This is a genomic window from Gordonia sp. NPDC003585, from assembly GCF_040610755.1.
Lineage (GTDB): Bacteria > Actinomycetota > Actinomycetes > Mycobacteriales > Mycobacteriaceae > Gordonia.
In genome coordinates, this window is record NZ_JBEXMX010000006.1 from 56,512 (window position 1) to 79,897 (window position 23,386).

At 65.3% G+C, this 23,386-nt stretch carries 24 protein-coding genes and 1 pseudogene; 16 read left to right on the plus strand and 9 right to left on the minus strand.

Features of this window, described 5'->3' with window-relative positions:
- Positions 1-6 precede the first annotated feature (6 nt).
- Positions 7-444 (minus strand): PPOX class F420-dependent oxidoreductase, encoded by a 438-nt coding sequence (locus ABZW74_RS02760; protein WP_355273639.1) that lies wholly within the window; start codon positions 442-444, stop codon positions 7-9.
- A 224-nt stretch (positions 445-668) separates the two neighbouring features.
- Positions 669-2,456 (minus strand): TIM barrel protein, encoded by a 1,788-nt coding sequence (locus ABZW74_RS02765; protein ID WP_355273641.1) that lies wholly within the window; start codon positions 2,454-2,456, stop codon positions 669-671.
- Positions 2,457-2,534: 78 nt separating this feature from the next.
- Here ABZW74_RS02765 and ABZW74_RS02770 point away from each other — a divergent pair, with 78 nt between their 5' ends.
- From ABZW74_RS02770 to pcaC, 7 genes are all read left to right on the plus strand, one after another.
- Entirely contained in the window at positions 2,535-3,179 is a 645-nt protein-coding gene (locus ABZW74_RS02770; protein WP_240860898.1) for a TetR/AcrR family transcriptional regulator, read from the plus strand.
- A 289-nt stretch (positions 3,180-3,468) separates the two neighbouring features.
- On the plus strand, positions 3,469-4,338 hold the full coding sequence (locus tag ABZW74_RS02775; protein ID WP_355273644.1) for a shikimate dehydrogenase: 870 nt from the start codon (positions 3,469-3,471) through the stop codon (positions 4,336-4,338).
- A gap of 34 nt (positions 4,339-4,372) precedes the next feature.
- Complete coding sequence (locus tag ABZW74_RS02780) at positions 4,373-5,719, plus strand: MFS transporter (protein WP_355273647.1); 1,347 nt, start codon at positions 4,373-4,375, stop codon at positions 5,717-5,719.
- 36 nt (positions 5,720-5,755) lie between these two features.
- Positions 5,756-6,535, plus strand: coding sequence for a protocatechuate 3,4-dioxygenase subunit beta (gene pcaH / locus ABZW74_RS02785; RefSeq protein WP_240860892.1), 780 nt, complete (start codon positions 5,756-5,758; stop codon positions 6,533-6,535).
- 7 nt (positions 6,536-6,542) lie between these two features.
- Positions 6,543-7,097 carry a protocatechuate 3,4-dioxygenase subunit alpha gene (pcaG, locus tag ABZW74_RS02790; RefSeq protein ID WP_355273650.1) on the plus strand — a complete coding sequence of 185 codons (555 nt, stop codon included), beginning with the start codon at positions 6,543-6,545 and terminating at the stop codon, positions 7,095-7,097.
- Positions 7,094-8,296 (plus strand): 3-carboxy-cis,cis-muconate cycloisomerase, encoded by a 1,203-nt coding sequence (pcaB, locus tag ABZW74_RS02795; protein WP_355273653.1) that lies wholly within the window; start codon positions 7,094-7,096, stop codon positions 8,294-8,296. Before pcaG ends, pcaB begins: the two co-directional genes overlap by 4 nt.
- Entirely contained in the window at positions 8,293-8,670 is a 378-nt protein-coding gene (gene pcaC / locus ABZW74_RS02800; protein WP_355273656.1) for a 4-carboxymuconolactone decarboxylase, read from the plus strand. The genes pcaB and pcaC overlap by 4 nt, the downstream gene beginning before the upstream one ends.
- Before the next feature lie 7 nt (positions 8,671-8,677).
- On the opposite strand, the gene ABZW74_RS02805 is transcribed toward pcaC, so the two are convergent.
- Positions 8,678-9,547, minus strand: coding sequence for a universal stress protein (locus ABZW74_RS02805; protein ID WP_355273716.1), 870 nt, complete (start codon positions 9,545-9,547; stop codon positions 8,678-8,680).
- Positions 9,548-9,670: 123 nt separating this feature from the next.
- Between ABZW74_RS02805 and ABZW74_RS02810 the strand changes: the two genes are divergently transcribed.
- Complete coding sequence (locus ABZW74_RS02810) at positions 9,671-9,844, plus strand: hypothetical protein (RefSeq protein WP_240860888.1); 174 nt, start codon at positions 9,671-9,673, stop codon at positions 9,842-9,844.
- Between the two features lie 88 nt (positions 9,845-9,932).
- Here the strand turns inward: ABZW74_RS02810 and ABZW74_RS02815 are convergent, their stop codons facing one another.
- The 4 genes and pseudogenes from ABZW74_RS02815 to ABZW74_RS02830 form a co-directional block, all read right to left on the minus strand.
- Positions 9,933-11,240, minus strand: coding sequence for an MFS transporter (locus ABZW74_RS02815; protein ID WP_240860887.1), 1,308 nt, complete (start codon positions 11,238-11,240; stop codon positions 9,933-9,935).
- Positions 11,241-11,270: 30 nt separating this feature from the next.
- Positions 11,271-11,666: a tautomerase family protein gene (locus ABZW74_RS02820; protein WP_240860886.1), complete on the minus strand. Its 396-nt coding sequence runs from the start codon at positions 11,664-11,666 to the stop codon at positions 11,271-11,273.
- Positions 11,667-12,009: 343 nt separating this feature from the next.
- A pseudogene (locus ABZW74_RS02825) lies at positions 12,010-12,825 on the minus strand (mycofactocin-coupled SDR family oxidoreductase).
- Positions 12,826-12,974: 149 nt separating this feature from the next.
- Positions 12,975-13,970 carry a helix-turn-helix domain-containing protein gene (locus tag ABZW74_RS02830; protein WP_355273661.1) on the minus strand — a complete coding sequence of 332 codons (996 nt, stop codon included), beginning with the start codon at positions 13,968-13,970 and terminating at the stop codon, positions 12,975-12,977.
- A 122-nt stretch (positions 13,971-14,092) separates the two neighbouring features.
- On the opposite strand from ABZW74_RS02830, the gene ABZW74_RS02835 reads away from it, so the two are divergent.
- The 3 genes from ABZW74_RS02835 to ABZW74_RS02845 are packed head-to-tail and all read left to right on the plus strand — an operon-like array spanning position 14,093 to position 16,726.
- Positions 14,093-15,319 carry a cytochrome P450 gene (locus ABZW74_RS02835; protein ID WP_355273663.1) on the plus strand — a complete coding sequence of 409 codons (1,227 nt, stop codon included), beginning with the start codon at positions 14,093-14,095 and terminating at the stop codon, positions 15,317-15,319.
- A 43-nt stretch (positions 15,320-15,362) separates the two neighbouring features.
- A complete protein-coding gene (locus ABZW74_RS02840; protein WP_355273665.1) occupies positions 15,363-16,388 on the plus strand; it encodes a 2Fe-2S iron-sulfur cluster-binding protein in 1,026 nt (341 codons plus the stop codon).
- Between the two features lie 38 nt (positions 16,389-16,426).
- The gene (locus ABZW74_RS02845) at positions 16,427-16,726 is read left to right on the plus strand and encodes an EthD family reductase (RefSeq protein ID WP_355273668.1); all 300 of its coding nucleotides are present in this window, start codon (positions 16,427-16,429) and stop codon (positions 16,724-16,726) included.
- Positions 16,727-16,737: 11 nt separating this feature from the next.
- On the opposite strand, the gene ABZW74_RS02850 is transcribed toward ABZW74_RS02845, so the two are convergent.
- On the minus strand, positions 16,738-17,739 hold the full coding sequence (locus ABZW74_RS02850) for an AraC family transcriptional regulator (RefSeq protein ID WP_355273671.1): 1,002 nt from the start codon (positions 17,737-17,739) through the stop codon (positions 16,738-16,740).
- A 134-nt stretch (positions 17,740-17,873) separates the two neighbouring features.
- On the opposite strand from ABZW74_RS02850, the gene ABZW74_RS02855 reads away from it, so the two are divergent.
- The 3 genes from ABZW74_RS02855 (at position 17,874) to ABZW74_RS02865 (ending at position 20,938) form a co-directional block, all read left to right on the plus strand.
- On the plus strand, positions 17,874-19,439 hold the full coding sequence (locus ABZW74_RS02855) for a 4-hydroxyphenylacetate 3-hydroxylase N-terminal domain-containing protein (RefSeq protein WP_240857741.1): 1,566 nt from the start codon (positions 17,874-17,876) through the stop codon (positions 19,437-19,439).
- Between the two features lie 53 nt (positions 19,440-19,492).
- On the plus strand, positions 19,493-19,975 hold the full coding sequence (nphA, locus tag ABZW74_RS02860; protein ID WP_240857844.1) for an NADH-dependent flavin reductase: 483 nt from the start codon (positions 19,493-19,495) through the stop codon (positions 19,973-19,975).
- 153 nt (positions 19,976-20,128) lie between these two features.
- Positions 20,129-20,938 carry an IclR family transcriptional regulator gene (locus tag ABZW74_RS02865; RefSeq protein ID WP_355273674.1) on the plus strand — a complete coding sequence of 270 codons (810 nt, stop codon included), beginning with the start codon at positions 20,129-20,131 and terminating at the stop codon, positions 20,936-20,938.
- A 17-nt stretch (positions 20,939-20,955) separates the two neighbouring features.
- Here the strand turns inward: ABZW74_RS02865 and ABZW74_RS02870 are convergent, their stop codons facing one another.
- Entirely contained in the window at positions 20,956-21,708 is a 753-nt protein-coding gene (locus tag ABZW74_RS02870; protein WP_355273677.1) for an IclR family transcriptional regulator, read from the minus strand.
- Between the two features lie 88 nt (positions 21,709-21,796).
- Here ABZW74_RS02870 and ABZW74_RS02875 point away from each other — a divergent pair, with 88 nt between their 5' ends.
- Positions 21,797-22,588, plus strand: coding sequence for a fumarylacetoacetate hydrolase family protein (locus ABZW74_RS02875; RefSeq protein ID WP_355273680.1), 792 nt, complete (start codon positions 21,797-21,799; stop codon positions 22,586-22,588).
- Positions 22,585-23,385 (plus strand): fumarylacetoacetate hydrolase family protein, encoded by an 801-nt coding sequence (locus ABZW74_RS02880; RefSeq protein ID WP_355273683.1) that lies wholly within the window; start codon positions 22,585-22,587, stop codon positions 23,383-23,385. The genes ABZW74_RS02875 and ABZW74_RS02880 overlap by 4 nt, the downstream gene beginning before the upstream one ends.
- Position 23,386: the final 1 nt, after the last annotated feature.

Here is a 23,386-nt window from a genome sequence, read left to right on the forward strand (position 1 = left end):
GCTCGATCAGCGCGACATTCCGTAGATGCGTTCGACGCGGATCCGCAGCAATTGCCGCTGGTCGCGGACCATCGCCTGCCGGTAGTCGTCCCAGTCGGGATGCTCGCCGCTGAGCGATCGATAGAGGTCTACGAGGGCGTCGACCGTGGCGTCGTGCGGGTCGGCCGCAGCCGGCGTGAGTTCACCGAGTCCCTCGGCAACCGCGTAGCCGGCGAAGAATCCGTCGCCGAGAACGTGCAGGCTGACACGTGGATCGCGTTCGACGTTGCGGGATTTTGCGCGTGTCGCGGTCACCGACACCAGCGCCGACGCCGACTCGTCATCCCAGGAGTGAATGACGTTCGACGACTGCGGACGACCGTCGCGTCGAAGCGTGATCAAGATGGATTCGCGGTGGTCGGCGACGATGCGGACAAGTGCGGGGTCGAACTCGGCTGTGGTCATGATCGGTGCAACGTCACGCGCGGTAAATTGCTTTCCACCGCACTCGTCGCCAGAAACCGCATCTGCGGTCGGAAACCTCTGGTGCGCATCGGGTTTCTGACCAGACACGCGGCTTCTGGGTTCGCGACACGCCGACGAGCACTCGGACGAGGGTCGCCGTCCGTCCTGGTCCGCACAAAAAGTAGGGGAACTACCGACCCAGGTCACCTTCCACGGACATCGGCTCAGTTCCGGCTGCCCTGCTGCGCCGCAAGACGCACCGGCGCGTTGTCGACGCCGTAGCCGTCGTAGTGGTCGAATCGCTGGACGAACTCGAAGAATACGGAACCGATTGTGCGCGTGTAGAAGTGGATGAAGTGGCCACCACACGGCCCCGGTCCGCGATCGTAGAGCAGATCCAGCGATTGCAGTTCGTCGACGATGCCGTCCTCGAGACCGAATCGCCCACGGAGGTAGTCGTAGTAGTTGTCGGGAACCGGCAAGAACTCCAACCCGGCCGACCGGGCGGCGCGAGCAAGTCCGACGACGTCACGGCACCCGAACGCGACGTGCTGCGGCATCACGGCGCCGTCGAGCACATGAGGTGCGACGTTGAGCGGAAGCCGGACCCCACCGTCGAGGGTGCGCATCACCTGACTGCGCACCAAACCGGCGGGTCCGGGCACCTCGGTGGGCGCGTCGGCGCTCAGCCCGAAGACGCTACTCAGGAACAGCGTGGTGTCCTGCGCGGTCTGCCACGTCTGGGTGAGGTTCACGTGGTCGATGGAGGTGACCTCTCCGGGCATCTCGGTGCGGCCGTCGCGGAATTCGTCGACCCAGGACGGCACGCCTGTCGGCGGTTGGTCGACCCAGAAGAACTCCGTGCCGTCGGGCGCCCGGGTTGCGCCGAAACTCTGCTCCGAGGCGTAGGTGCGCCGGTACGCAGTCGGCGCCATCAGGCCGGCGGCACGCTCCGACAGCGCCTCGGCGTCGGGCACCTGAAGTCCGATCGCCGCCACATGCGGCTGTTCGTCGCGCGCCTGCTGTTCGTTGAGCACCACCCGCGCGTCGCCGGCGGTCCACAGGGAGACCGGCTTGCTACGGTGTCGGCCGCGGGCGGTGAACCCGAGTTGGCCGAGCAGCACCTCCACCTCGCTGGTGTCCTCGGCCTTGATCTCGACGAAGTCGAACCCGCTGGGCGGCTTGGTATCCGCGATGTCGAGGAGATTCAGCTCGTCCTGCAACCAGAGCAGCGATCGCAGCGCGTGGATCGCGGTGCGCGCCGGATCGGTCTGGCGGAAGGTGTCGTTGAAGACCTCCAGCGAGAGCGGACCGTCGTAGCCGGCGGTCAGCACGTGCCCGACGAAGCGCGCGAGATCGAACGCACCCTCGCCCGGGAACAGCCGATGATGGCGACTCCAGGAGAGCACATCCATCGACAGCGCGGGTGCGTCGGCGAGCTGGAGGAAGAAGATCTTGTCACCGGGGATCGTCGCGATCGCCGCGGGGTCGTGGCCGCGGGACAGCACATGGAAGCTGTCGAGGCAGAGTCCGACGCTGCGGTGATCGGCGAGTTCGACGACCCGCCAACTACGGCGATAGTCGTCGATGTACCTGCCCCACGCGAGCGCCTCGAATGCGATGCGGATGCCGTATCCGGCGGCAACGTCGCCGAGGCGTCGGAGTTGGGAGGCGGAGACCTCGTCGGAGTCGATGGTCGCGGTCGCGACGTTGCTGCACACCAGGATGGTGTCGATGCCGAGGCGCTGCGCCGTCACGAAGGTCGCCTCGGCGCGTCGGAGGTTGTCGGCGAAGACGTCGTCGTCGACTCCTTCGAGGTCACGAAGCGGCTGGTAGAGGTACAGGGTGAGTCCGAGGCGCGCCGCGAGCGCGCGGATCTCCTCGGGCGAGTGGTCGCTGGAGATCAGGTCGGGTTCGAAGATCTCCACACCGTCGAAGCCGGCCGACGCGCACGCGTGCAGCTTCTCGACCAGTGATCCGGAGATCGAAACGGTGGCGATCGAGGTCTTCATCACACGAATGTACCAATTGGTTCATTACCGAACAAGGGTTGCGCAGGTTTTCGCACCGGGCTGGGTAAGCTGCCGATCGTGGCAGCCAAGCCGAAAGCCGAACTCCAGCGCGACGCCGAACGGACGCGTGCGGAGCTGCTGACCGTTGCCACCGAGGTGTTCGCCGAATCCGGCTACTCCGGCGCCCGCGTCGACGAGATCGCCGAACGCACCCGCACCACCAAGCGGATGATCTACTACTATTTCGGCGGCAAAGAGGGCCTCTACCTGGCCGTTCTCGAGAACGCCTACCGCGGTATCCGGTCGGCCGAACAGAAGCTCACCGTCGACCACCGCGACCCCGTCGAAGCGATCCGACGCCTGGCCGAGGTCACCTTCGACCACCACATCGCGCACGACGCGTTCATCCGACTGGTGTCGATCGAGAACATCCATCGCGGCGAATTCATCCGCAAACTCGCCGACCTCCCCGGCCTCTCCGCGCCGGCGACATCACTGCTCGACGAGATCCTGATCGACGGCCGCAAGACCGGCGTGTTCCGCGACGACGCGACCGCCCTCGACGTCCACCTCGTGATCAGCTCGTACTGCGTATTCCAGGTCGCCAACCAGTACACCTTCGGCTACCTCTTCGACGTCGACCTCACTGAAGTCTCCCAGCGCGCCCACCTGCGCCGCATGATCGGCGACGTCGTGGTCGGCTGGCTGACCAGCAAGAACTGACCCGAGTACGACTACGCTCCCTCGGTGAACCCACCGCTCCCCGAGGCGATCCCCACCGCCCCCTGAGGTGCGAGCCTGCGAGCCTCGAAGGGCGCCGGTGAGACAACAATGTCGTCTCACCAGGGGCTTCGAGGCTCGTCGCTTGCGCTCCTCACACCTCAGCCGGCGGGAGGCGGACCCCAGCCGGCGGTAAACGCGATACCGATCACACCAAAGTCTTGACGCGACCCGGGTCACAATGCTCTACTCAATTGCGAACGTACTAGTTCGTACATTACGGAGAGTCACCATGAACCACCGCCCAAGCTTCCTCGTCGGTCTCATCGGCACCGGCGTCGGACCCTCGCTGACCCCGGCGATGCACATGGCCGAGGGTCGGGCCAAGGGGTTCGACTACGTCTACCGCACCATCGACCTCGACACCCTCGCGATCGAGCCCACCCGGGTCGGCGAGGTCCTCGCCTGGGCACGGACGCTCGGGTTCGACGCCGTGAACGTCACGCATCCCTGCAAGCAGCTCGTGCTGGAGCACCTCGACGAGATCGATCCGGTCGCCGCCACCCTCGGCGCGGTCAACACGGTCCGCTTCACCGACCACGGCACCATCGGATACAACACCGACACAACGGGATTCGCACACGGATTCACCGAGGGGCTGCCCGGCGCCGACCTCGCCGACGTTGTCCTCGTGGGCGCGGGCGGCGCCGGAACCGCCGTCGCCGACGCCCTCGCCCGACTCGGGGCCGCCCACCTCACCATCGTCGACATGAACGTCGACCGCGCCAGCGAGCTGGCCCACGAACTGGGCACGCGCTACCCGACCGCCCGCATCGAGGCATCCTCGTTCGACAAGCTCTCGGTTCTCCTCCCCGAGTCGACCGGCGTCGTGCACGCCACCCCCACCGGCATGGCCGAGCATCCCGGCATCGCCTTCGACGCCGCGCTGCTGCACCCCGGACTGTGGGTCGCCGACATCGTCTACCGACCCCTCGACACCGCACTTCTGCAGGCAGCCCGTAGGGCCGGCTGCCGCACTCTCGACGGAGGCCATATGGCCGTTCACCAGGCCGTCGACGCCTTTGCCCTGATCACCGGGACAGCCCCGGACGCCGCCCGCATGTCCCGCCACTTCCGCGAACTCGTCGCAAACCCGTCCTGAACCAGAGCAGAATCACCCCCGAGGAGTTCACCTCATGACCACCATCGACCACGCACACACGGAAGACATTCCTGTGCGCACTCCCAAGCGCGCCGCGCTGGCCAGTTTCATGGGCAGCGCCGTCGAGTACTACGACTTCTTCCTCTTCGGCTCCGCCGCGGCGCTCATCTTCCCGCACGTCTTCTTCCCGTCGGACAACGACGCCGCCCTGGTCATGTCGTTCATGACGTTCGGCTTCGCCTACATCGCCCGACCGATCGGCGCGGTAGTGCTCGGCCACTTCGGTGACCGCATCGGACGGCAGCGCGTCCTCATGTTCACCCTGGTCCTGATGGGTCTGTCGACCTTCATCATCGGCTGCCTGCCGACCTTCGGCACCATCGGATGGCTCGCACCCGGACTCCTGGTCCTGTGTCGGCTGATGCAGGGCTTCTCCGCCGCAGGCGAGCAGGCCGGCGCCAGTTCTCTGACCCTGGAACACTCCCCCGACCATCAGCGCGCGTTCTTCACCTCGTGGACCCTCACCGGAACCCAGGGTGGCCTGATCCTCGCCTCGCTGATCCTCATCCCGTTCATGGCCCTGCCCGACGACGCGAAGTACTCCTGGGGCTGGCGTGTCCCGTTCTGGCTGTCCGCCGTGGTCGTCGTGGTCGCCTACTTCATCCGTCGCCAGTTGCACGAAACCCCGCAGTTCACCGAGGCAAAGGAAGCCGGCACCATCGCCAAGATGCCGCTCGTCCCGCTGATGCGTGAACAGTGGCGCAGCGTCCTGCGCGTCATCCTGTGCGCCTTCATCGCCGCTGTCTCAACAGTTTTCGCGAATCTGGCCCTCGCCTATGGCAAGAAGGTCGGACTCGACGCCGACCTCACCCTGTGGCTGATCGTCGTCGCCAACATCGGCGCCCTGTTCACTCAGCCCGCTTTCGGCAAGCTCGCCGACCGCATCGGACGCAAGCCGGTCTTCATCTACGGCGCCGTCGCCTCGGCCGTCCTGATGCCCTTCTACATGCTGTCGATGAGCCAGGACAACCACGTCATAACCTTCGCCCTGGCGATCGCGACCTTCTCCTTCGGATACGCCGCCGCGAACGCCGTGTGGCCGTCGTTCTACGGCGAGATGTTCTCCACCGAGGTGCGCTTCTCCGGTATGGCGATCGGCACCCAGCTCGGTTTCCTGATGGCCGGTTTCGCGCCGACGATCGTGACCGCCCTCGGCGGTGTTCGCGAAGGCGGCTGGACCGTCATCAGCATCTTCACCGCCGTGATCTGCGCGATCGCTGCCGGCGCCGCGCTGACCGCCCGGGAGACCAAGGACGTGCCCACCGAACAGCTCGGCCGTACCCCCTCGTCGGACAACGCCAAAGAGCTTGTCCATCACTGACATTCACTCGCACAGCCACTCAGGAGTGACACCCTCATGACCACGATCATCAACACCGATCCCGACAGCGCGTCGGCCACCCAGAATCAGATCAACGCGGAGATCGCCGCGATCGAGACCGCCTACCAGCACGGTGGGATCGAGGAGACCCAGCCCCGGCTCGACTATCCGCCCTACCGCAGCAGCCTGCTGCGCCATCCCACCAAGGATCTGCACCACGCCGATCCCGAGGACGTCGAACTGTGGACCCCGGCGTTCGGCGCCCGCGACGTGCACCCGCTCGAGGCGGACCTGACGATCCAGCACAACGGCGATCCGATCGGCGAGCGACTCATCGTGACCGGACGTGTGCTCGACGGCAACGGCCGCCCGGTGCGCAACCAGCTCGTCGAGGTGTGGCAGGCCAACGCTGCCGGCCGGTATGTCCACAAGCGCGACCAGCACCACGCCCCCATCGATCCCAACTTCACCGGTGTCGGCCGCTGCCTCACCGACGACGACGGCTGGTACAAGTTCACGACCATCAAGCCCGGGCCTTACCCATGGAAGAATCACAACAACGCCTGGCGGCCCGCGCACATCCACTTCTCGTTGTTCGGAACGGAATTCACGCAGCGGATGATCACCCAGATGTACTTTCCGGGCGATCCGCTGTTCGCACTCGACCCGATCTATCAGTCGATCACCGACCAGAAGGCACGCGACCGCCTCGTCGCGACCTACGACCACGACGTCGCCACCCACGAGTGGAGCACCGGATACCGCTGGGACATCGCCCTTTCCGGTACCAACCGGACCGTCTTCGAGGACGAGTGAGGAAACGATGAGCACCCTGCTGACCCCGACCCCCGGCCAGACGATCGGCCCCTTCTACGGCTACGCCCTACCGTTCGACGGCGGTGACGAGCTGGTGCCGCCACGCTCGCCCGGCGCCATTCGCTTCCACGGCACCGTCACCGACGGCGACGGAACACCCGTCCCCGACGTGATGCTGGAGATCTGGCAGGCCGACGCCGACGGGACCATCTCCCGCGAACCGGGATCGCTCAAGCGCGACGGATGGACCTTCACCGGCTGGGGACGCGGACCAACCGACGACGCGGGCGACTTCTCCTTCACCACAGTCGAACCCGGCCCCGTACGGCCCGACCACGCGGCGTTCATCATGGTGACGGTCTTCGGCCGCGGGTTGCTGAACCGACTGTTCACCCGCGCCTACGTTCCAGGTCCCGCGTTGGAGACCGACCGGCTGCTGCAATCCGTCCCCGCCGATCGGCGCCACACTCTCATCGCCGAGCGCGACGAGCAGGGCCTCCGCTTCGACATCCGACTCCAGGGCGACGACGAGACCGTCTTCCTCGCCTACCCGGGAATATGACCGACCTGTTCTGGCCCGGCGACCATCGTGCCGGCAGCCTCATGTCCGACGCGGCGTTCGTGGATGCTCTTGTCACCGTGGAGGATGCGTGGCTGGGCTGCCTGGTCGACGGCGGTGTCGCGCCCGATGACGCTGCGACCGACCTGACGGGCTTCGTCACAGCCGAGGATCCCGAGCGACTCGCGGCAGGAGCCGAACGCGAAGGGAATCCGGTGACCGGCCTCGTCGCACTGCTGAGGGAACGCACGCAAGGTGCTGCCGCACAATGGATTCACCGCGGACTCACCAGCCAGGACGTCGTCGACACCGCGCTGATGCTGTGTCTGCGGGATTCCGTCGCCCGGGTTTCCCGGGACGTCGACGAACAGATTCGCGTCCTGGTCGGGCTCGTCGAGCAGTATCGCGATGCGCCGATGCTCGCCCACACCCTCACCCAGCCCGCACTCCCGAGTACTGCCGGGAAGAAGTTCGCGGTGTGGTTGTCGGGGGTGCTCGACGCGGCGTCGACACTGGGTTCTCTGCCGCCTCTTCCGGTGCAGATGGGCGGCGCGGCAGGGACCTTGGCCGCCACCACCGAGCTGACCGGATCCCCCGACGCGGCGGTCGCACTGTCCGATGCCCTCGCCGATCGACTCGGTCTGGCGCGCGCACTGCCCTGGCACACCACGCGCGCGCCGATCACCCGGGCCGGCGATGCCCTGGTCGAATGCACCGACATCTGGGGTCACATCGCCAACGACGTGCTTGCCGGGAGTCGCGGCGAGATAGGCGAATTGACGGAAGGTGCCGGCGGCGGGTCGTCGACCATGCCGCACAAGTCCAATCCCATGCTCTCCGTACTGATCCGCCGCGCGGCGCTCGCGGCGCCTGCCCTGGGCGCGACGCTGCACACCGCGTCGGCGAGTAGCGTCGATGAGCGCTCCGACGGCGGCTGGCATGTCGAGTGGTCCACATTACGCACCCTGGCCCGACGCACAGTCGTCGCTGCCGGGCAGACCATCGACCTCCTCGTCGGGCTGCGCGTCGACACCGACCGATCGCGATCCAATCTCGAAGCAGCACAAGGAATTCTCGCCGAGCAGTGCACCATGGCCGAGCTCGCGGATCGTACCCCCGCGTCGACCTATCTCGGCGCCGTCGACCATCAGATCGACACCATCCTCGAACGCGCCCGCCACCACCTGAAGGAGTCGTCGTGACCACAACCGAATCCACCTACGACGCCGGTATGTCGGTTCGCCGGGAAGTGCTCGGCGACAACCACGTCGACCGCGCCGTGGCCGGCACCACGGAGTTCACCGAGGACTTCCAGAACCTCATCACCCGCTACGCGTGGGGCGAGATCTGGACGCGTCCCGGTCTGGATCGCAAAGCGCGGTCGATGATCACCCTCACGGCGCTCATCGCCCGCGGTCACCATGAGGAGTTCGCGATGCACGTGCGCGCTGCGCTGCGCAATGGACTGACCCCAGACGAGATCAAGGAGGTCATCCTGCAAAGCGCCATCTATTGCGGTGTGCCCGATGCCAATTCGGCATTCCGGATCGCTTCGGGAGTGCTGGCCGAGAGCTGAGGGCCGGCTACGCAGCCTGCACGACCATCACCGGACACTGCGCGACGTGCAGCACCGCTTGGCTGGTCGAGCCCAGCATCAGTCCGCGGAAGCCTCCGTAACCACGGCTGCCGACCACCACGAGCTGGGCGTCCTTCGACAGTTCGGTGATCCGGTTCGACGGGGCATCGGAGGTGACCACGGTCTCGACGTCGACGTCGGGAAAGTCCTGGCCATACCCCGCCAGTTGCGTGCCCAGAGTCTCGCGGGCCTCGTCGTCCATCTCGCGCTTGACCTCTTCGCTTGCCTCGAAGAACGCCGCGCCCGAGTACCCGCCGTAGGCGTGCACCGCGACCAGCGAGGTGTCGAGGAATCCTGCCTGAGCGAATGCCTGCGCGATCGCGTCGGTCGACGTCGGCGAACCGTCGACGCCCACCACCACCGGCCCGCTCGACGGTAGCTGATCCGACACCACCACGACCGGACACTCGGCATGGGACGCCACATGGGTGCTGACCGAACCCAGGAGCAGCCCGCTGACACCGCCCAGACCGCGGCGGCCGACCACCAGGATGTGGGCGCGACTGGAGATGTCACGGAGCGCAAGGCCCGGCCTGCCCTCGATGACCTCGCCGCTCACGGCGACACCTTCGGCAGTGTCCTCAGCCAGGCCTTTCGCCAGCTCGACGGCCGCTTCGGCGAAGGCACGTCCGGCGCTCGCCGAGGCCTCGACTGCGGACACCGCGGCAAGGGTGAACGCCGGGGCGGGCGGCGCGGTAACGCTCACGATGTGCAACGGACGGTTCTCCCGCACCGCGGCACGTGATCCCCACCGCACCGCATTCGTTGCCTGTTCCGACCCGTCCACCGCCACCACGATCGGCGCGTTGACCGGCATTGTCACCACTTCCTCTCACCTGGCACACCGTCGACTCTCGCAATCCACACTGCCAGACAAAGGCACCACGAACGCCGTGTTCGCCGGACCACGACCGTTGACGGCTGTGTGAGAATGCCAGACGTGATCGCCCTCGCCTCCGTCTACGTGCCGCACCACTCCGGTGGTCGTGACAGCAGCCTCACGGAATGGCTTGTCGTTGTGGGCATTCTCCTTGCCATCGTCGTCGGCGGCGTCATCCTGGCCTACCGCACTCGGGTCCAGAATCGGAACAAGAGGAACGACGGCAGCGACTAGTCGTGAGTGTTCATCCGACCGCGGCGAACTGACGAGCCGCACCCAGAACAAGCGGACCTGATACCTCGAGATCGTTGTCGCGGAGCCGTCACCGGTCCGGCACCGGCCGCCCCGACTGCTGCGACCACAACACCGGGTCTTCGCGGAGCAGCCGATTGCGCCCCTTTCGGCGATAGCGCCAGATCTGCAACGCACCGAACCCCCACAGCACGAACTGTGTCGACATCGCCCAGGTGAACGCGTCCGCCGAGTAGCCCGATCCACCGTCGGGCGTACGCCAGTCCAGCACAAGCCCGATCATGGCCACCGTGAGCAGGCTGGCGAGGAAACCGGCCTGGTTGATGATGCCCGTCGCGGTGCCAACGCGGACAACGGGATTCGACGTCCGGCCGAGGTCGAACCCGATCATCGACGCGGGTCCACCCATGCCGCAGACCACCACCAACACCACGAGCACCCCGAACGGCGCCGACCCCGGCCAGGCCAGCACGAGCGCCCACATCGACGCGATCGAGGCAACCACCAGAAGCACGAGGGTCGAGCGGTGCCACGGCCAACGCGTGATCAGCCACGCGAAGATCGGCCCGAAGGCCATGATCGACAGCACCATCACGGTCAGCAGCACGCCGGCCGACGCGGAGCTCTGGCCCTGCCCTTGGACGAGAAACGGGTAACCCCAGAGAAGTCCGAGCACCGTCGCGCTGAACTGGGTCGAGAAATGCATCCAGAACCCGAGGCGCGTTCCCGGGTGCTCCCACGACGCCTTGAGCCCATCCCAGATTTCCGTCAGACCCATCGACGGCCGCGACGCCGATCGCGCGTCGGGGGTGTCTCGCACCATGAACAGCGCCACGACGAACAGCACCGCGCCGATCGATGCGATGACCACGTAGGCGCGCGTCCAGCCCAGCGTCGAGAACGCCCACGTCATCGGTACCGCGGCCGCGACGGCACCCAGTTGCCCCAGCACGCCGGTCAACTGGGTCATCAGCGGGATGCGCCGGGTCGGGAACCACGCGGTCACCAGGCGCAGGACGCAGATGAAGGTCATGGCGTCGCCGATACCGACGAAGGTGCGCGACAGTAGGGCCCCGGTGTAGCTGTCGGCGAAGGCGAAGCTCAGCTGGGCGACGGTCAGAATGGCGGTACCCGTGAGCAATACGCGGCGCGGACCGAAACGATCGACCATGATGCCGACCGGGATCTGCATGAGTGCGTAGACGAGCAATTGCAGGACCACGAACGTCGACAGCTGTGATGCGGAGATGTCGAATCGTTCCGCGGCAAGCAACCCCGCGACCGCCAACGACGACCGGTGCAGCACCGCGACGAAGTAGATCGCCAGGCCGACAAGCCAGATGGCCATGGCCTGACGGGAGCGAACGGCGACGGTCACGGTCTCATTGTCCACCCGGCGCCAGAAGCGTCACGCAAGAGCGCCGTCGACAAACTGTGCGACGCCCTCACCGAAGGACCAGTCCTCGCGCGTGTTCGCCGACACCGAGATCACCAAGTCGGCTGGACGCAAACCGGTTTCGGCTTCCAGACGCTCGGCGAGCGCCTTGAATGCGGCGCGCTTGTGCTCCATCGTCCGGCCCTGCTGGAAGATCTGGATGACCACCGCATCGTCGGTGCGGTCGAAACCCAGCCCGGTGTCTTCGAGGATGATGCGGCCCGGCTTGTGTTCCGTGATGACCTGATAGCGGTCCCGATCGGGCGCGGCGAAGTGCTCGAGCATCACGTCCTGCACGACGTCGGCGAATCTTCTCAACTCGGCATCGGTACGACGACCCTCGGTCACATGGATGTGGACCAGCGGCATGGCTGCACTCCTCTCGTTGCCACTAGTATGTCCGGACATACTGACAAATGCAACCTCTCGCTCACCGGTGGGGCGTCTTCGGATCGGCGACCCACCCGCCGACGTCGTCAAGGCGATCGTGGAAGCGGGCAGAGGGCCGCCGTCGAGGGCGGGTGTCGCGGCCGCATTGATCCGGCACAAAAAGTGGGGGAAGAAACTTCTTCCCCCGGCCTTGGTGTCGTCCCCTAGAAATTTCTCGCGGATGACTATGAACCCCGGGGAAGAAGTTCTTCCCCTAGATTTCGCGGGCACGGCGCTGACGCGTTTTCCCAGGTCAGCGGGGGCGGTCACCGGGCTCTTCGGATCAGAAGTACTGGGCTCCCCCGTCGACGCTGAGGTGCTCCGCGGTGACGAATGACGACGCGGCGGACGCGAGGAACAGCACCGCGTCGGAGATCTGCTCGGGTTCGGCGGCGTAGGTGTCCAGGAACGGGGTGCCCATGTTGTTCAGCCGCGGGTTGGTTTCACCGGCGGCCGCGAGCCGCACCTGCATGTCGCCCGAACCCATCGGTGTATTCACGCCGCCCGGGTGAATGCTGTTGACGCGGATGCCCAGTGGGCCGAGTTCGGCAGCAAACGCCCTGGTCATACCGGTGACCGCATGCTTGGAGGTGGTGTAGGGAACCATGAACGGCTGCACCTTCTTACCGGCATACGAGCTGATCAGGATGATCGAGCCACCGCCGCCTGCGGCCATGTGGGACGCCGTGGCCATCACCGTGTTCCAGACGCCGACGACGTTGATGTCCAACGTGTCCCGCAGGATGTCCGGCGTGATCTCGTTCCACGGCGCCGGAATACAGATACCCGCGTTGGCCACGACCACATCGATCCGACCCAGTTCGTCGACGCCGCGCTGGGCCAGCCCCTACAGATGATCCAGGTCGCGCACGTCGCCCTGCTCGACGACGATCCTGCGGCCCTCGGCCTCGACCAACTTCACCGTCTCGTCGAGGTCGGCCGAGGTCGGTGAGTCGTAGGGCACTCCGGGCAACGGCCCGGCAAGGTCTTGCGCGACAATGTCGGCGCCCGCCCGCGCCAGCGCCACGCAATGTGCGCGGCCCTGCCCACGGGCCGCGCCCGTGACAAAGGCAACCTTGCCGTCGAATCCTGAAGTCATTCGTCTCACCTGATTTCTGTCACGACTTGATCCGTAGCGCCTCAGCCGTGATCGGCATCACAACGTCGGCTCTGCCATTCGATCACACCACCCTCCGGGTTTTGTCACCGGGTGCCAATAGTGTCGCGAGTGGCCGCTGCCTGCCCTTCTCAGGACCGGGAGGCACGGAACTGACTCGGACTGCGCCCGCATCGCCGTCTGAATGTGCGGCTGAAGTGCGAGGCGTCGCGGAACCCGAGTTGGAGGCCGATCTCCGCGGCTCCGAGATCGGTTTGCAGCAGTAGATTCTTCGCTCGGTCAATCCTCTTGCCGTACAACCATGCTCGCGGTGTCGAGCCCGAGGCGCTGAACAGTTTGTGTATGTAGCGCACCGACATCCCGAGTTCGGCAGCGGCATCGGCGATCGTCCGTTCCGGGTCGGACATGTCCCGGATCATCACCGCCTGGACCCGCCGAAGGTCATCGATGTGAACACGTTCGGTGAGCGACAAACCGGCGGCCTGATGGTTGACGGCGGCCGATACGACGTCGAGCACTGCCGAGGACACCGCGTCGAGGGAGGCGGCTCCTATCGCGTCATCGTGAGTCGCGATGTCCACCAGGAAGTTCGACGCCAACCGCCCGACACCGTCATTCGCCGAAATAGCCCGTGCCGTCAGACCGTCGGCAATGTTCGCACCGACTCGTGAGGCAAGTAGGGATCGGGAAGCGCGCATCACCACCTGCTCGAACTCGGTTTTCCCGCTGACGACGAACGGCCGAGATGAATCGACCAGCCCAAAGGACCCATGGGCCAGCGTGGCCGTTCGGGCGTCCTGCGTGATTGTGGCGGTCCCCTTGGAGATCAGGCACAGAAGGTAGTCGTCGCCTGGGTCGGAGTCGATCATCGCGGGTGTCCGAACGACGGTGTGCGGGTCCGCCCGGACAACACTGACCGACAGGTCACCCACCGGCCGCGCGCGGATGTCGGCAGCGAAAGACGTCTGCGCGGACGGCCAGTCGACCGCCATTTCGCAGTAGGTGGAATCCAAGGTCTCGGCCCAGATCGCGCGCCCTTCGGTCGAGGCGAGCCGGCGCGTGCTGAGGGCAACTGTGCCGGCCGACCCTGTGCACTCCGGATCAAGGATCCGTGCAGTCTCGGTCATTCTTTCGCGCCTCCTGGACTCATAGTGTTCCAAGTCACAGGGAATGGCCAGCCCGCGGCGTCATAGCCGAACAATCGCTCACCACCACTCCCTTCCATCCCGCTATCCCGACGGAGGAACCCATGACCACGACGCAGGCGCTCACCCCCAGCTGGATCACGGAAGTGACGATGGCCGACCTCGAGGCCGACCCTCACTCGGTGTACGAACGTCTCCGGAGGGAGGCGCCGGTCGCCTACTTTCCGCAGCTGGGCCTGCACATCGTCTCAACCCGAGAACTGTGCATGGAGATCGCCAAGGATTCGGCCAACTGGCCTGCAGTGATCTCGCCGGCCGGCGGCCGCACCTTCGGGCACGGGGCCATCCTCAACTCCAACGGCCCAGAGCACCGCGACCTGCGCGACATGGTGGAACCCCACTTGCAACCCTCCGAGGTGGACAAGTACATCGATCCACTCGTTCGACCGTTCGCCCGCGAGCGACTCGCCACCATCGAGGACAACGGCGCCGCGGACATCGTCGCCGAGTACTTCGAACCCGTCAGTGTGCGAGCACTCGGCGATCTGTTGGGCCTCGACGACGTGTCGACCGACAAGTTGCGCGAATGGTTCCACAAACTGAGCGTCTCGTTCACCAACGCCGACATGACGGCCGACGGTGAGTTCGCCAATCCCGACGGGTTCATCCCCGGCGACGAGGCGAAGGCCGAGATCATCGCGCACGTCGACCCGAAGATCGACCATTGGATCGAGCATCCCGACCGCACGGCCATCTCACACTGGCTGCACGACGGGATGCCCGAGGGCCAGACCCGCAGTCGCGACGTCGTCTATCCGAATCTGTACGTGTTCCTCCTCGGCGCCATGCAGGAACCGGGCCACGCCATGGGCACCACGCTGGCCGGACTGTTCAGTCGTCCGGAACAGCTGGAGCGGGTCATCGACGACCCGACACTGATCCCGCGTGCAGTCAACGAGGGGATGCGCTGGGTCGCTCCGATCTGGTCGGCGGCCGTGAAGGTCTCGACCAGTGAGGTAACTGTCGGCGGCGTCACACTGCCGGAGGGCTCGCTGGTCATGCTGTCCTACGGCTCGGCCAACAACGACGAGAATGCCTACGACGCACCGACATCCTATGACCTCGATCGCGCGGTCATCCCGAACATGACCTTCGGCGGCGGTGATCACGCCTGCGCCGGAACGTATTTCGCCAGTGCGGTGGTGCGGATTGCCCTCGAGGAGCTCTTCGAGACGATTCCCAACATCGAACTCGACCCCAACCATGACGTCGACTTCTGGGGCTGGGGATTCCGGGGCCCCAAGGAACTGCACGTCGCCTGGGAGGTGTGAGGTGACCGCGACGATCCCGGAATCGGACATCACGGAGAGGCCCATGGATCAGACACACCGGGTCAGGATTGCCGGCACCGACACCGATCTCTCGGTGGCACAGGATCAACCGATCCTCGATGCCGCGTTACGCGCCAACGCCTGGATTCCTCACTCGTGCACTCAGGGCACCTGCGGTACATGCAAACTGAAGGTTCTGTGCGGTGAGGTCGACCATCACGGTTCACCCGACTACACCTTGACCGCCGAGGACCGATCGAGCGGACTGGCGTTGGCCTGCATGGCAACTCCGCGGACCGACGTCACGGTCGAACCAATCGGTGCCGTTGACGACGGGGTGCCCCATCACCCGCTGCGGGACTACACCGGCACGGTCATTCAACTCGACGACATCGCGGCCAACACCCGCCGCCTGGTCGTCGAACTCGACACGGAGATGACGTTCAACGCCGGGCAATACAGCGAGCTGATCGTGCCGGGCACCGGCGTCGGCCGACAGTATTCGATGGCCAATCCGCCGAGCGAATCACGACGTCTCGAGTTTCATGTCAAGCTGACCCCAGGCGGCCTGGCGACCGATGGCTGGATCTTCTCGTCACTGTCCGTCGGCGACCCGATCTCGTTGCGTGGACCACTGGGGCAATTCAATCTCGTAGCCGAGCAACCCCAGCCGGCGATCCTGATTGGCGGCGGAACAGGGTTGGCACCCTTGAAATCAATTGTGCAGCACAGCCTTGCACACCAACTCGTGCCGGAGATCTATCTCTACCACGGTGGGCGTCGCCGCGAAGACCTCTACGACTTCGAGTACTTCACCGCATTGTCAGAAGACAACGCCAACCTGCACTATCGGCCGGCCCTGAGTGAGGAGACCTGGTCGGGCGCCAACGGATTGGTGACCGACGTCGTCCTCGAGGACTTCTCGTCCTGCAAGGGAATGAGCGCCTACCTATGCGGGCCGCCCGCCATGATCGAGGCGTCGGTGAAGGCGCTGAAACGGCGCCGGATGGCTCCTCGTCTCATCTTCCGCGAGGAGTTCACCCCCGCAGCCACGCCCGAAGTCGAATAGTTGATCATCACAACAACACTCACGAATGGAGAACTACCATGTATGACGTCACCATCATCTACAGCCAGCCGAATGACAGCGCCGCGTTCGACGACTACTACGCGACCAAGCACGTTCCGTTGGTCGATGCGATCACCGGCGTTCGAGCTTTCACGATGAACAAATGCGAATCGCTGGATGAGAACCCACCGGCAGCCTACGCGCTGGCGCAGTTGCGTTTCGACTCCAAGGACGACGCGCTCCGGGCTCTCGGCTCACCGGCCGGCCAGGCCGCGGCCGCCGACGTCGCCAACTTCGCCACAGGTGGTGCCACCATGCTGTTCTCCGGCGATTCCTGATCTCGTGAACCTCATTGGCCCATAGCCGATTCCGAGTTTCGATAGCGCCCCGGCGAGTTACCGGCCTGCTTACGGAACACTCGGCTGAAATGGGAGACGTCACGGAACCCCACACTGAGACTGATGTCGGTCAGCGGAGCTTGAGTGTTGAGCAACAACATCTTTGCGCGTTCCACCCGGGCGTCGTACAGCAGGGCTCCGGGCGTCGTCCCCGTCGTGCGCACGAGCTTCTGCACATTGCGCAACGACATCCCCGCGACGTGTGCAACGTCGGTCAGCGTGAACTCCGGATCGTGAAGGTTGTCGTCGATCACCTGCCGGATGTGTGCCAGATCCTGCAGGCGGAGCAGCTCGCCCGGCGTCGCGGTAGGGGTGTCTTCGATGATTGCGGCAGAGAGCATCTCCAGCGCCGACGACGAGAACGACTCCGCGATCGTCGTCGACATCTCGGTGGTCGCCAGGTCGACGATCAGCCGGCCGATGACCCCCACCGACCCGGCATGGGGATCAAAGGATCGCCCGGTCGAGAGCCGTGCGGCGTTCTCGGGCAGTCGCGACGCCATGGCTTCGTGCGGAACACGGACAACAACCTGCCGAAAGGTGGCCGGGGAATGAAAGACAAAGGGAGAACCCAGATCCAGGATCGCGAACGCGCCACTCTCGAGGACTGCCGTTCGATCCGATTGAGTCACCTCGACATGGCCGTCGGTCACCAGACACACCAGGTAGTCGGTGCACGAATCCGATTGGATCATTGTCGGGCTGCGGACGACAGTCTGCTCGTCGCATCGGATGCTGCTGAAATGCAATCGCCCCAGCGGCCGACCACCCCACTCGGCGTCCAACCCGCCAGGACGGTCCGGCCAGTCGACATCCATCTCTGCGTACAGGTGACCGAGCGTGTGCTGCCATTCGTCGCGGCCCTCGGAGCCGTCGAGTTCGGAGGTCCACAGGGCGACCACGTCATCGGACTCCGGTCGCGCAGAGTCATCCGATTGTTCGCTCTCGGACATGTCTTGCCACACCTGACCCTTCTAGTGTTCTACGTCACAGGGACGTGGCCTCGTCACGATATACCGGAGTCCCCCTCCCTGGCGACCACCAATCGAATCATCAAGTTTGGCAGTAGATCCGGAGGATGAACGCCATGACCATCACCGCCATTGCGCCCAGTACAAGCACCGCCAACGACGTGCGGCCGATGACCGGGGCCGAGTATCTCGACTCCCTGCGCGACGGCCGCGAGATCTACTTCCGCGGCGAACGAGTCGACGACGTCACGACTCATCCGGCATTCCGGAATTCCGCGCGCTCGGTGGCCCGGATGTACGACGCCCTGCACCAGCCGGACGCCAAAGGCGTACTCTCCGTGCCCACCGACACCGGAAACGGAGGCTTCACCCACCCGTTCTTCAAGACCGCACACAGTGCCGACGACCTCCTCACCGCCCGCAACGCCATCGTCGAATGGCAACGGGAGGTGTACGGCTGGCTCGGCCGTTCACCCGACTACAAGGCGTCGTTCCTGGGCACCCTGGGGGCCAACGCCGACTTCTACGGCGAGTACAAGCAGAACGCCCTCAACTGGTACAAGAAGTCCCAGGAACGGGTGCTGTACCTGAATCACGCGATCGTCAACCCGCCCATCGACCGCGACAAGCCCGCCGATGAGACAGCAGACGTCTGCGTGCACGTCGTCGACGAGACCGACGCCGGACTCGTCGTCTCCGGCGCCAAGGTGGTGGCCACCGGGTCGGCGATCACCAACGCCAACTTCATCGCGCACTACGGACTCCCATTGCGCAAGAAGGAGTTCGGCCTGATCTTCACGGTCCCGATGGATTCACCCGGGCTGAAGCTGTTGTGCCGCACCTCCTATGAGATGAACGCCGCCGTTATGGGCACCCCCTTCGACTACCCGCTGTCGAGCCGCTTTGACGAGAACGACGCGATCATGGTGTTCGACAAGGTCCTCGTTCCGTGGGAGAACGTCTTCGCCTACGATGCCGAGACCACCAACAACTTCGTCATGCGATCAGGCTTCCTGAACCGCTTCATGTTCCATGGTTGTGCACGTCTCGCCGTCAAGCTCGACTTCATCGCCGGCTGTGTGATGAAGGGCGTGGAGATGACCGGTTCGGCAGGCTTCCGTGGTGTGCAGATGCAGATCGGCGAGATCCTCAACTGGCGAGACATGTTCTGGGGCCTGTCCGACGCGATGGCCAAGTCGCCCGACGAGTGGGTCAACGGGGCCGTCCAGCCGAATCTCAACTACGGACTCGCCTACCGCACATTCATGGGCGTCGGTTACCCACGCATCAAGGAGATCATCCAGCAGGTCCTCGGCAGCGGCCTGATCTACCTGAACTCGCACGCCGACGACTGGAAGAACCCGGATATCGAGCCCTACCTCAATCAGTACGTGCGCGGGTCCAACGGCATCGCCGCCATCGACCGCGTGCAGCTCCTGAAGTTGCTGTGGGATGCCGTCGGCTCCGAATTCGGTGGCCGCCACGAACTCTACGAACGCAACTACGGCGGCGACCACGAGGCCGTGCGCTTCCAGACCTTGTTCGCCTATCAGGGCACAGGGCAGGATGTCGCGCTCAAGGGCTTCGCCGAACAGTGCATGTCCGAGTACGACATCAACGGTTGGACCCGGCCGGATCTGATCAACAACGACGACCTGCAGATCCTACGGACCGCGCGGTGAGTACCGTGACTCAGCCGCAGGAGGGCACCGACCTGGAGCCCACTCCCCTCCGCATGCGTAAGGCGTTGGGCCGCTTCGCCAGTGGCGTCACCATCGTGACCACAGCCGAGAGCGAGGACGAGGGATCGGTGCACGGGATGACGGCCAACGCGTTCACGTCGGTCTCCCTGGACCCGCCTTTGGTTCTGGTGTCGATCGCGAACCGAGCCAAGATGAACGCCAAGATCAGCGAAACCGGGCGCTACGGCGTGTCCATCCTCGCGAACGATCAAGAGCCGTTGTCGCTCCATTTCGCCGGAGCCGCGAACGAGCCCGATCTCGTTCGGTTCACCTGGCGCAAGGGCGTCCCACTGCTCGACGGTGCCCTCGTTCACCTCTCGTGTTCGGTCACCGACTCGCACGTCGCCGGCGACCACACTTTGCACGTCGGTCGAGTCGAGGAACTCTGGTACGACGACGGGCGGCCACTGCTCTTCTACACAGGCAGTTTCCGAGCGCTCGAACTCCAGGGCGACACGGGTACGTGGGGCTTCTGACAAGCCCCGATAGACCGCGGGCGTGCAGTCACGAACTGGCTGCACGTCCTGCGCTTCATGTGCCGCTGAGCGGCACAAGTTGGTGGACAGCACCCCCGAACAAGCACATAGTGGCAGCCGATTCACGCTCCACGGAATCAAGGAAGGTTGATCATGGCAGCACTGCAGACGGTTCAGAAGATCGGTCCGGTTCTGGATCTGTTCACCGTGGCTCGCCCCGAGTGGGGCGTGTCGGAGGTGGCCTCCGCGATAGGTGTTCCCCGGTCGAGCGCGCATGCGCTCCTCGCCTCACTGGTCGACATAGGACTCCTGCAGTGCCGCGCGCGCGGACGCTACCGCATCGGGTGGCGGGTGGTGGAACTCAATCAAACACTCCAGGGCACCGTCGATGTGCGGACGTGCGCAGCGCCGATCCTGCAATCGTTGTCCGAGAAGTATGGCGAGACCACCCACCTCGCGATCATGGAACGCTATCGGGTGATGTACGTCGACAAGGTCCTCGGCAATCACGTGATCACGGTGAACGGCGCGCGGATCGGCGCGCACCTCGACGCACACTGCAGCGCTGTCGGCAAAGCGTTACTGGCACAATGTGACCCAGGTGAGATCGAACGCAACGTGACCCATCAGCCGTTGCGGCGGCTCACACCGTCGACGATCACCGATCCCGCCGAACTGAGCCGCGAGTTGAGATCGGTACTGCGCCAAGGCTGCGCCTTCGACAACGGGGAGGCCGTCGCCGAGGTCCACTGTGTGGCGGCACCGATTCGCGACGACATGGGTGTTGTGGTCGCTGCGATGTCCATCACCGCACCCGCGAGCCGATTCATACCGGCACAACAGGAGTTCCGACGCGCGGTGATCGCCGCGTCCGCCGAGGTGTCGCGCGCGCTGAGCACGCCGATGCCGACCCCTCTGCCCACGGAACTCGACAACCTGACTCTGCACGCCGTCGCAGGGTGATGCTCATGGCCCGACGATCAGGGACCCGACAACTGACGCGAAAGACCAAGAGCTGCAGTACGTACCGCAGCGGCCGAGTGATCGAGGTTGATGCGGTTGTGCCATCCCGACACCGAGATGCCGGCCACCACCTGGCCATCGCTGCCGACGACGGGGCTGGCCACGCAGGCCACTCCGGCGCGAGACTCCTCGAGGTCGTAGCTGACACCGCGTTCCCGGATGCGCGCGAGTTCGGCAGCGAACAGGCCAGGATTGGTGATGGTGCGTTCGCTGAGTCGCCGGAGGCCGCCTGCCACAACCCGGTCGACGACGTCGGCCGACGAAAATGCCAGGATCGCCTTGCCGATACCGGTTCCGTGCGCCGGCCACCGTCCACCGGCGCGCGTAGGCAGCGGTGGGGCCGAGGGACTGCGCAGCACATCCAGGTAGACGACCGACGTACCGTCGAGCACCGCCAGATGCACCGAGTGACCGGTTGCCTCACGCAGATCGTGCATGAACGGCGCCGCGGCATCGCGCAGATCTCGACGCCGCGGAACCCGCTGACCGAGTTCAAAGAGGTGCAGCCCCAACCGGTACCGCGTCCCATCGCGTTCGAGCAGCCCGTTCTCCACCAGTTCGACCGCGATCCGCTGGGCACTCGATTTGGAGATCCCGGTCTGGCGGGCGATCTCCGAAACACCCATGCCGAGTTCGGCAGCGCCGACGGCATCGAGCACCCTGACCGCGCGCGCAATCGAACCGAGTTCCGCACTCCGTTCACCATGCACGGTTTCCCATCGTGCCGCACCCCCATCACCGAAAGCAATGCATTGCAGTCATGTTCCGCGATGCCCGAGCAGAAAGCACGTGCCACCCATGGCCGATGACATCCAGGTCGCCGCCGAATCCCTTCTCGGCGCATACCGATCGATGGAACCCATCGATCCCCTCACGCCCCATTTCGCGGACGCCCCACTGTCCGCGGCCTACGAGATCGCGCTCGCGCAAGTTCAGGACTGGGAGAAGAACGGGGACACCGTCAAAGGCCACAAGGTGGGCCTCGCGTCGCGGGCGATCCAGCGCCAGATGGGCGTCGACCAACCCGACTTCGGTCATCTCACCGCGAGCATGTTCCACCTCGAACACGCACCGATCCCGGCGGGCACGTTCATTCAACCGCGGATCGAGCCCGAGGTTGCGTTCGTTCTGGGCAAGCCGCTGACCGGGCCGGGTGTCACCGTCGCCGAGGCCGTCGCCGCGGTCGACTTCGTGCTCCCCGCACTGGAGATCGTCGACTCCCGTATCCGCGACTGGAAGATCGGCATCTTCGACACCATCGCCGACAACGCGTCATCCGGCGGCGTCATTCTCGGAAGCCGACCGTCGAAGCTCTCCGACGTCGACCTCCGGTTGGCCGGCTGCAACCTCCACGTCAACGGCGAACTCATCGCCACCGGCGGAGGCGGCGCCGTCCTCGGATCACCGATCAACGCGCTCGTGTGGCTGGCCAACACCGTCGGGCCACTGGGCGTCACGCTGGAACCCGGGCATGTGGTGCTCCCCGGTTCCATGACCAAGGCGGTGCCCATCGGGGCCGGGGACACCATTGTCGCGAGCATCGCCGGCCTCGGCACCGTCACCGCCGTCATGGAAGGGGAAAACCGATGAGCAACAGCAACACCGACGCGCAGTGGAATGCCGCCCGGGTCGCCGACACCCTCCTCACCGCCGAACGCTCCCGCACCGCCCGTACCTCGATCGCACACGAGTGGCCCGGCCTCACCCTCGACGTCGCCTACGCGGCGCAGGACATCGCGCTGGCGGACCGTCGATCTCGCGGCGAGGTGGTGACCGGCATCAAGTTGGGACTCACCTCTCGGGCCAAACAGAAGCAGATGGGTGTCGACGAACCATCGGTCGCATGGCTGACCGATGCCATGGCACTTCCTGCGGGACTGCCGGTCCCGCGCGAGCGGCTCATCCACCCGCGCGCCGAACCGGAGATCGCGTTCGTCCTCGGCCGGCCGTTGTCCGGGCCGGGAGTGACTGCCGCACAGGCCCTTGCGGCGGTCGACCACGTGATGGGTGCGATCGAGATCATCGACAGCCGGTATTCAGGGTTCAAGTTCACCCTGGCCGACGCCGTCGCCGACAACAACTCCTCGGGCGTCTACCTCACCGGACCCATCACGCGGAACGTCTCCGAGATCGATCTCTCGCTGGAAGCGTGCCTGCTCGAGGTGGACGGCGACATCGTCGACAGCGCAACCGGATCTGCGGTCCTCGGTCACCCCGCGGAGGCGTTGGCCTTTGCCGCCAACACCTTCGGTGCCCGTGGAGTAACTCTGGAACCGGGCTGGGTGGTGTTGACCGGCGGCATGACCGACGCCGTAGCCGTCGAACCCGGGAGTCGAGTGGCCGCACACTTCACCTCACTTGGCTCCGTCACCGTTGCAGGAGGATGAT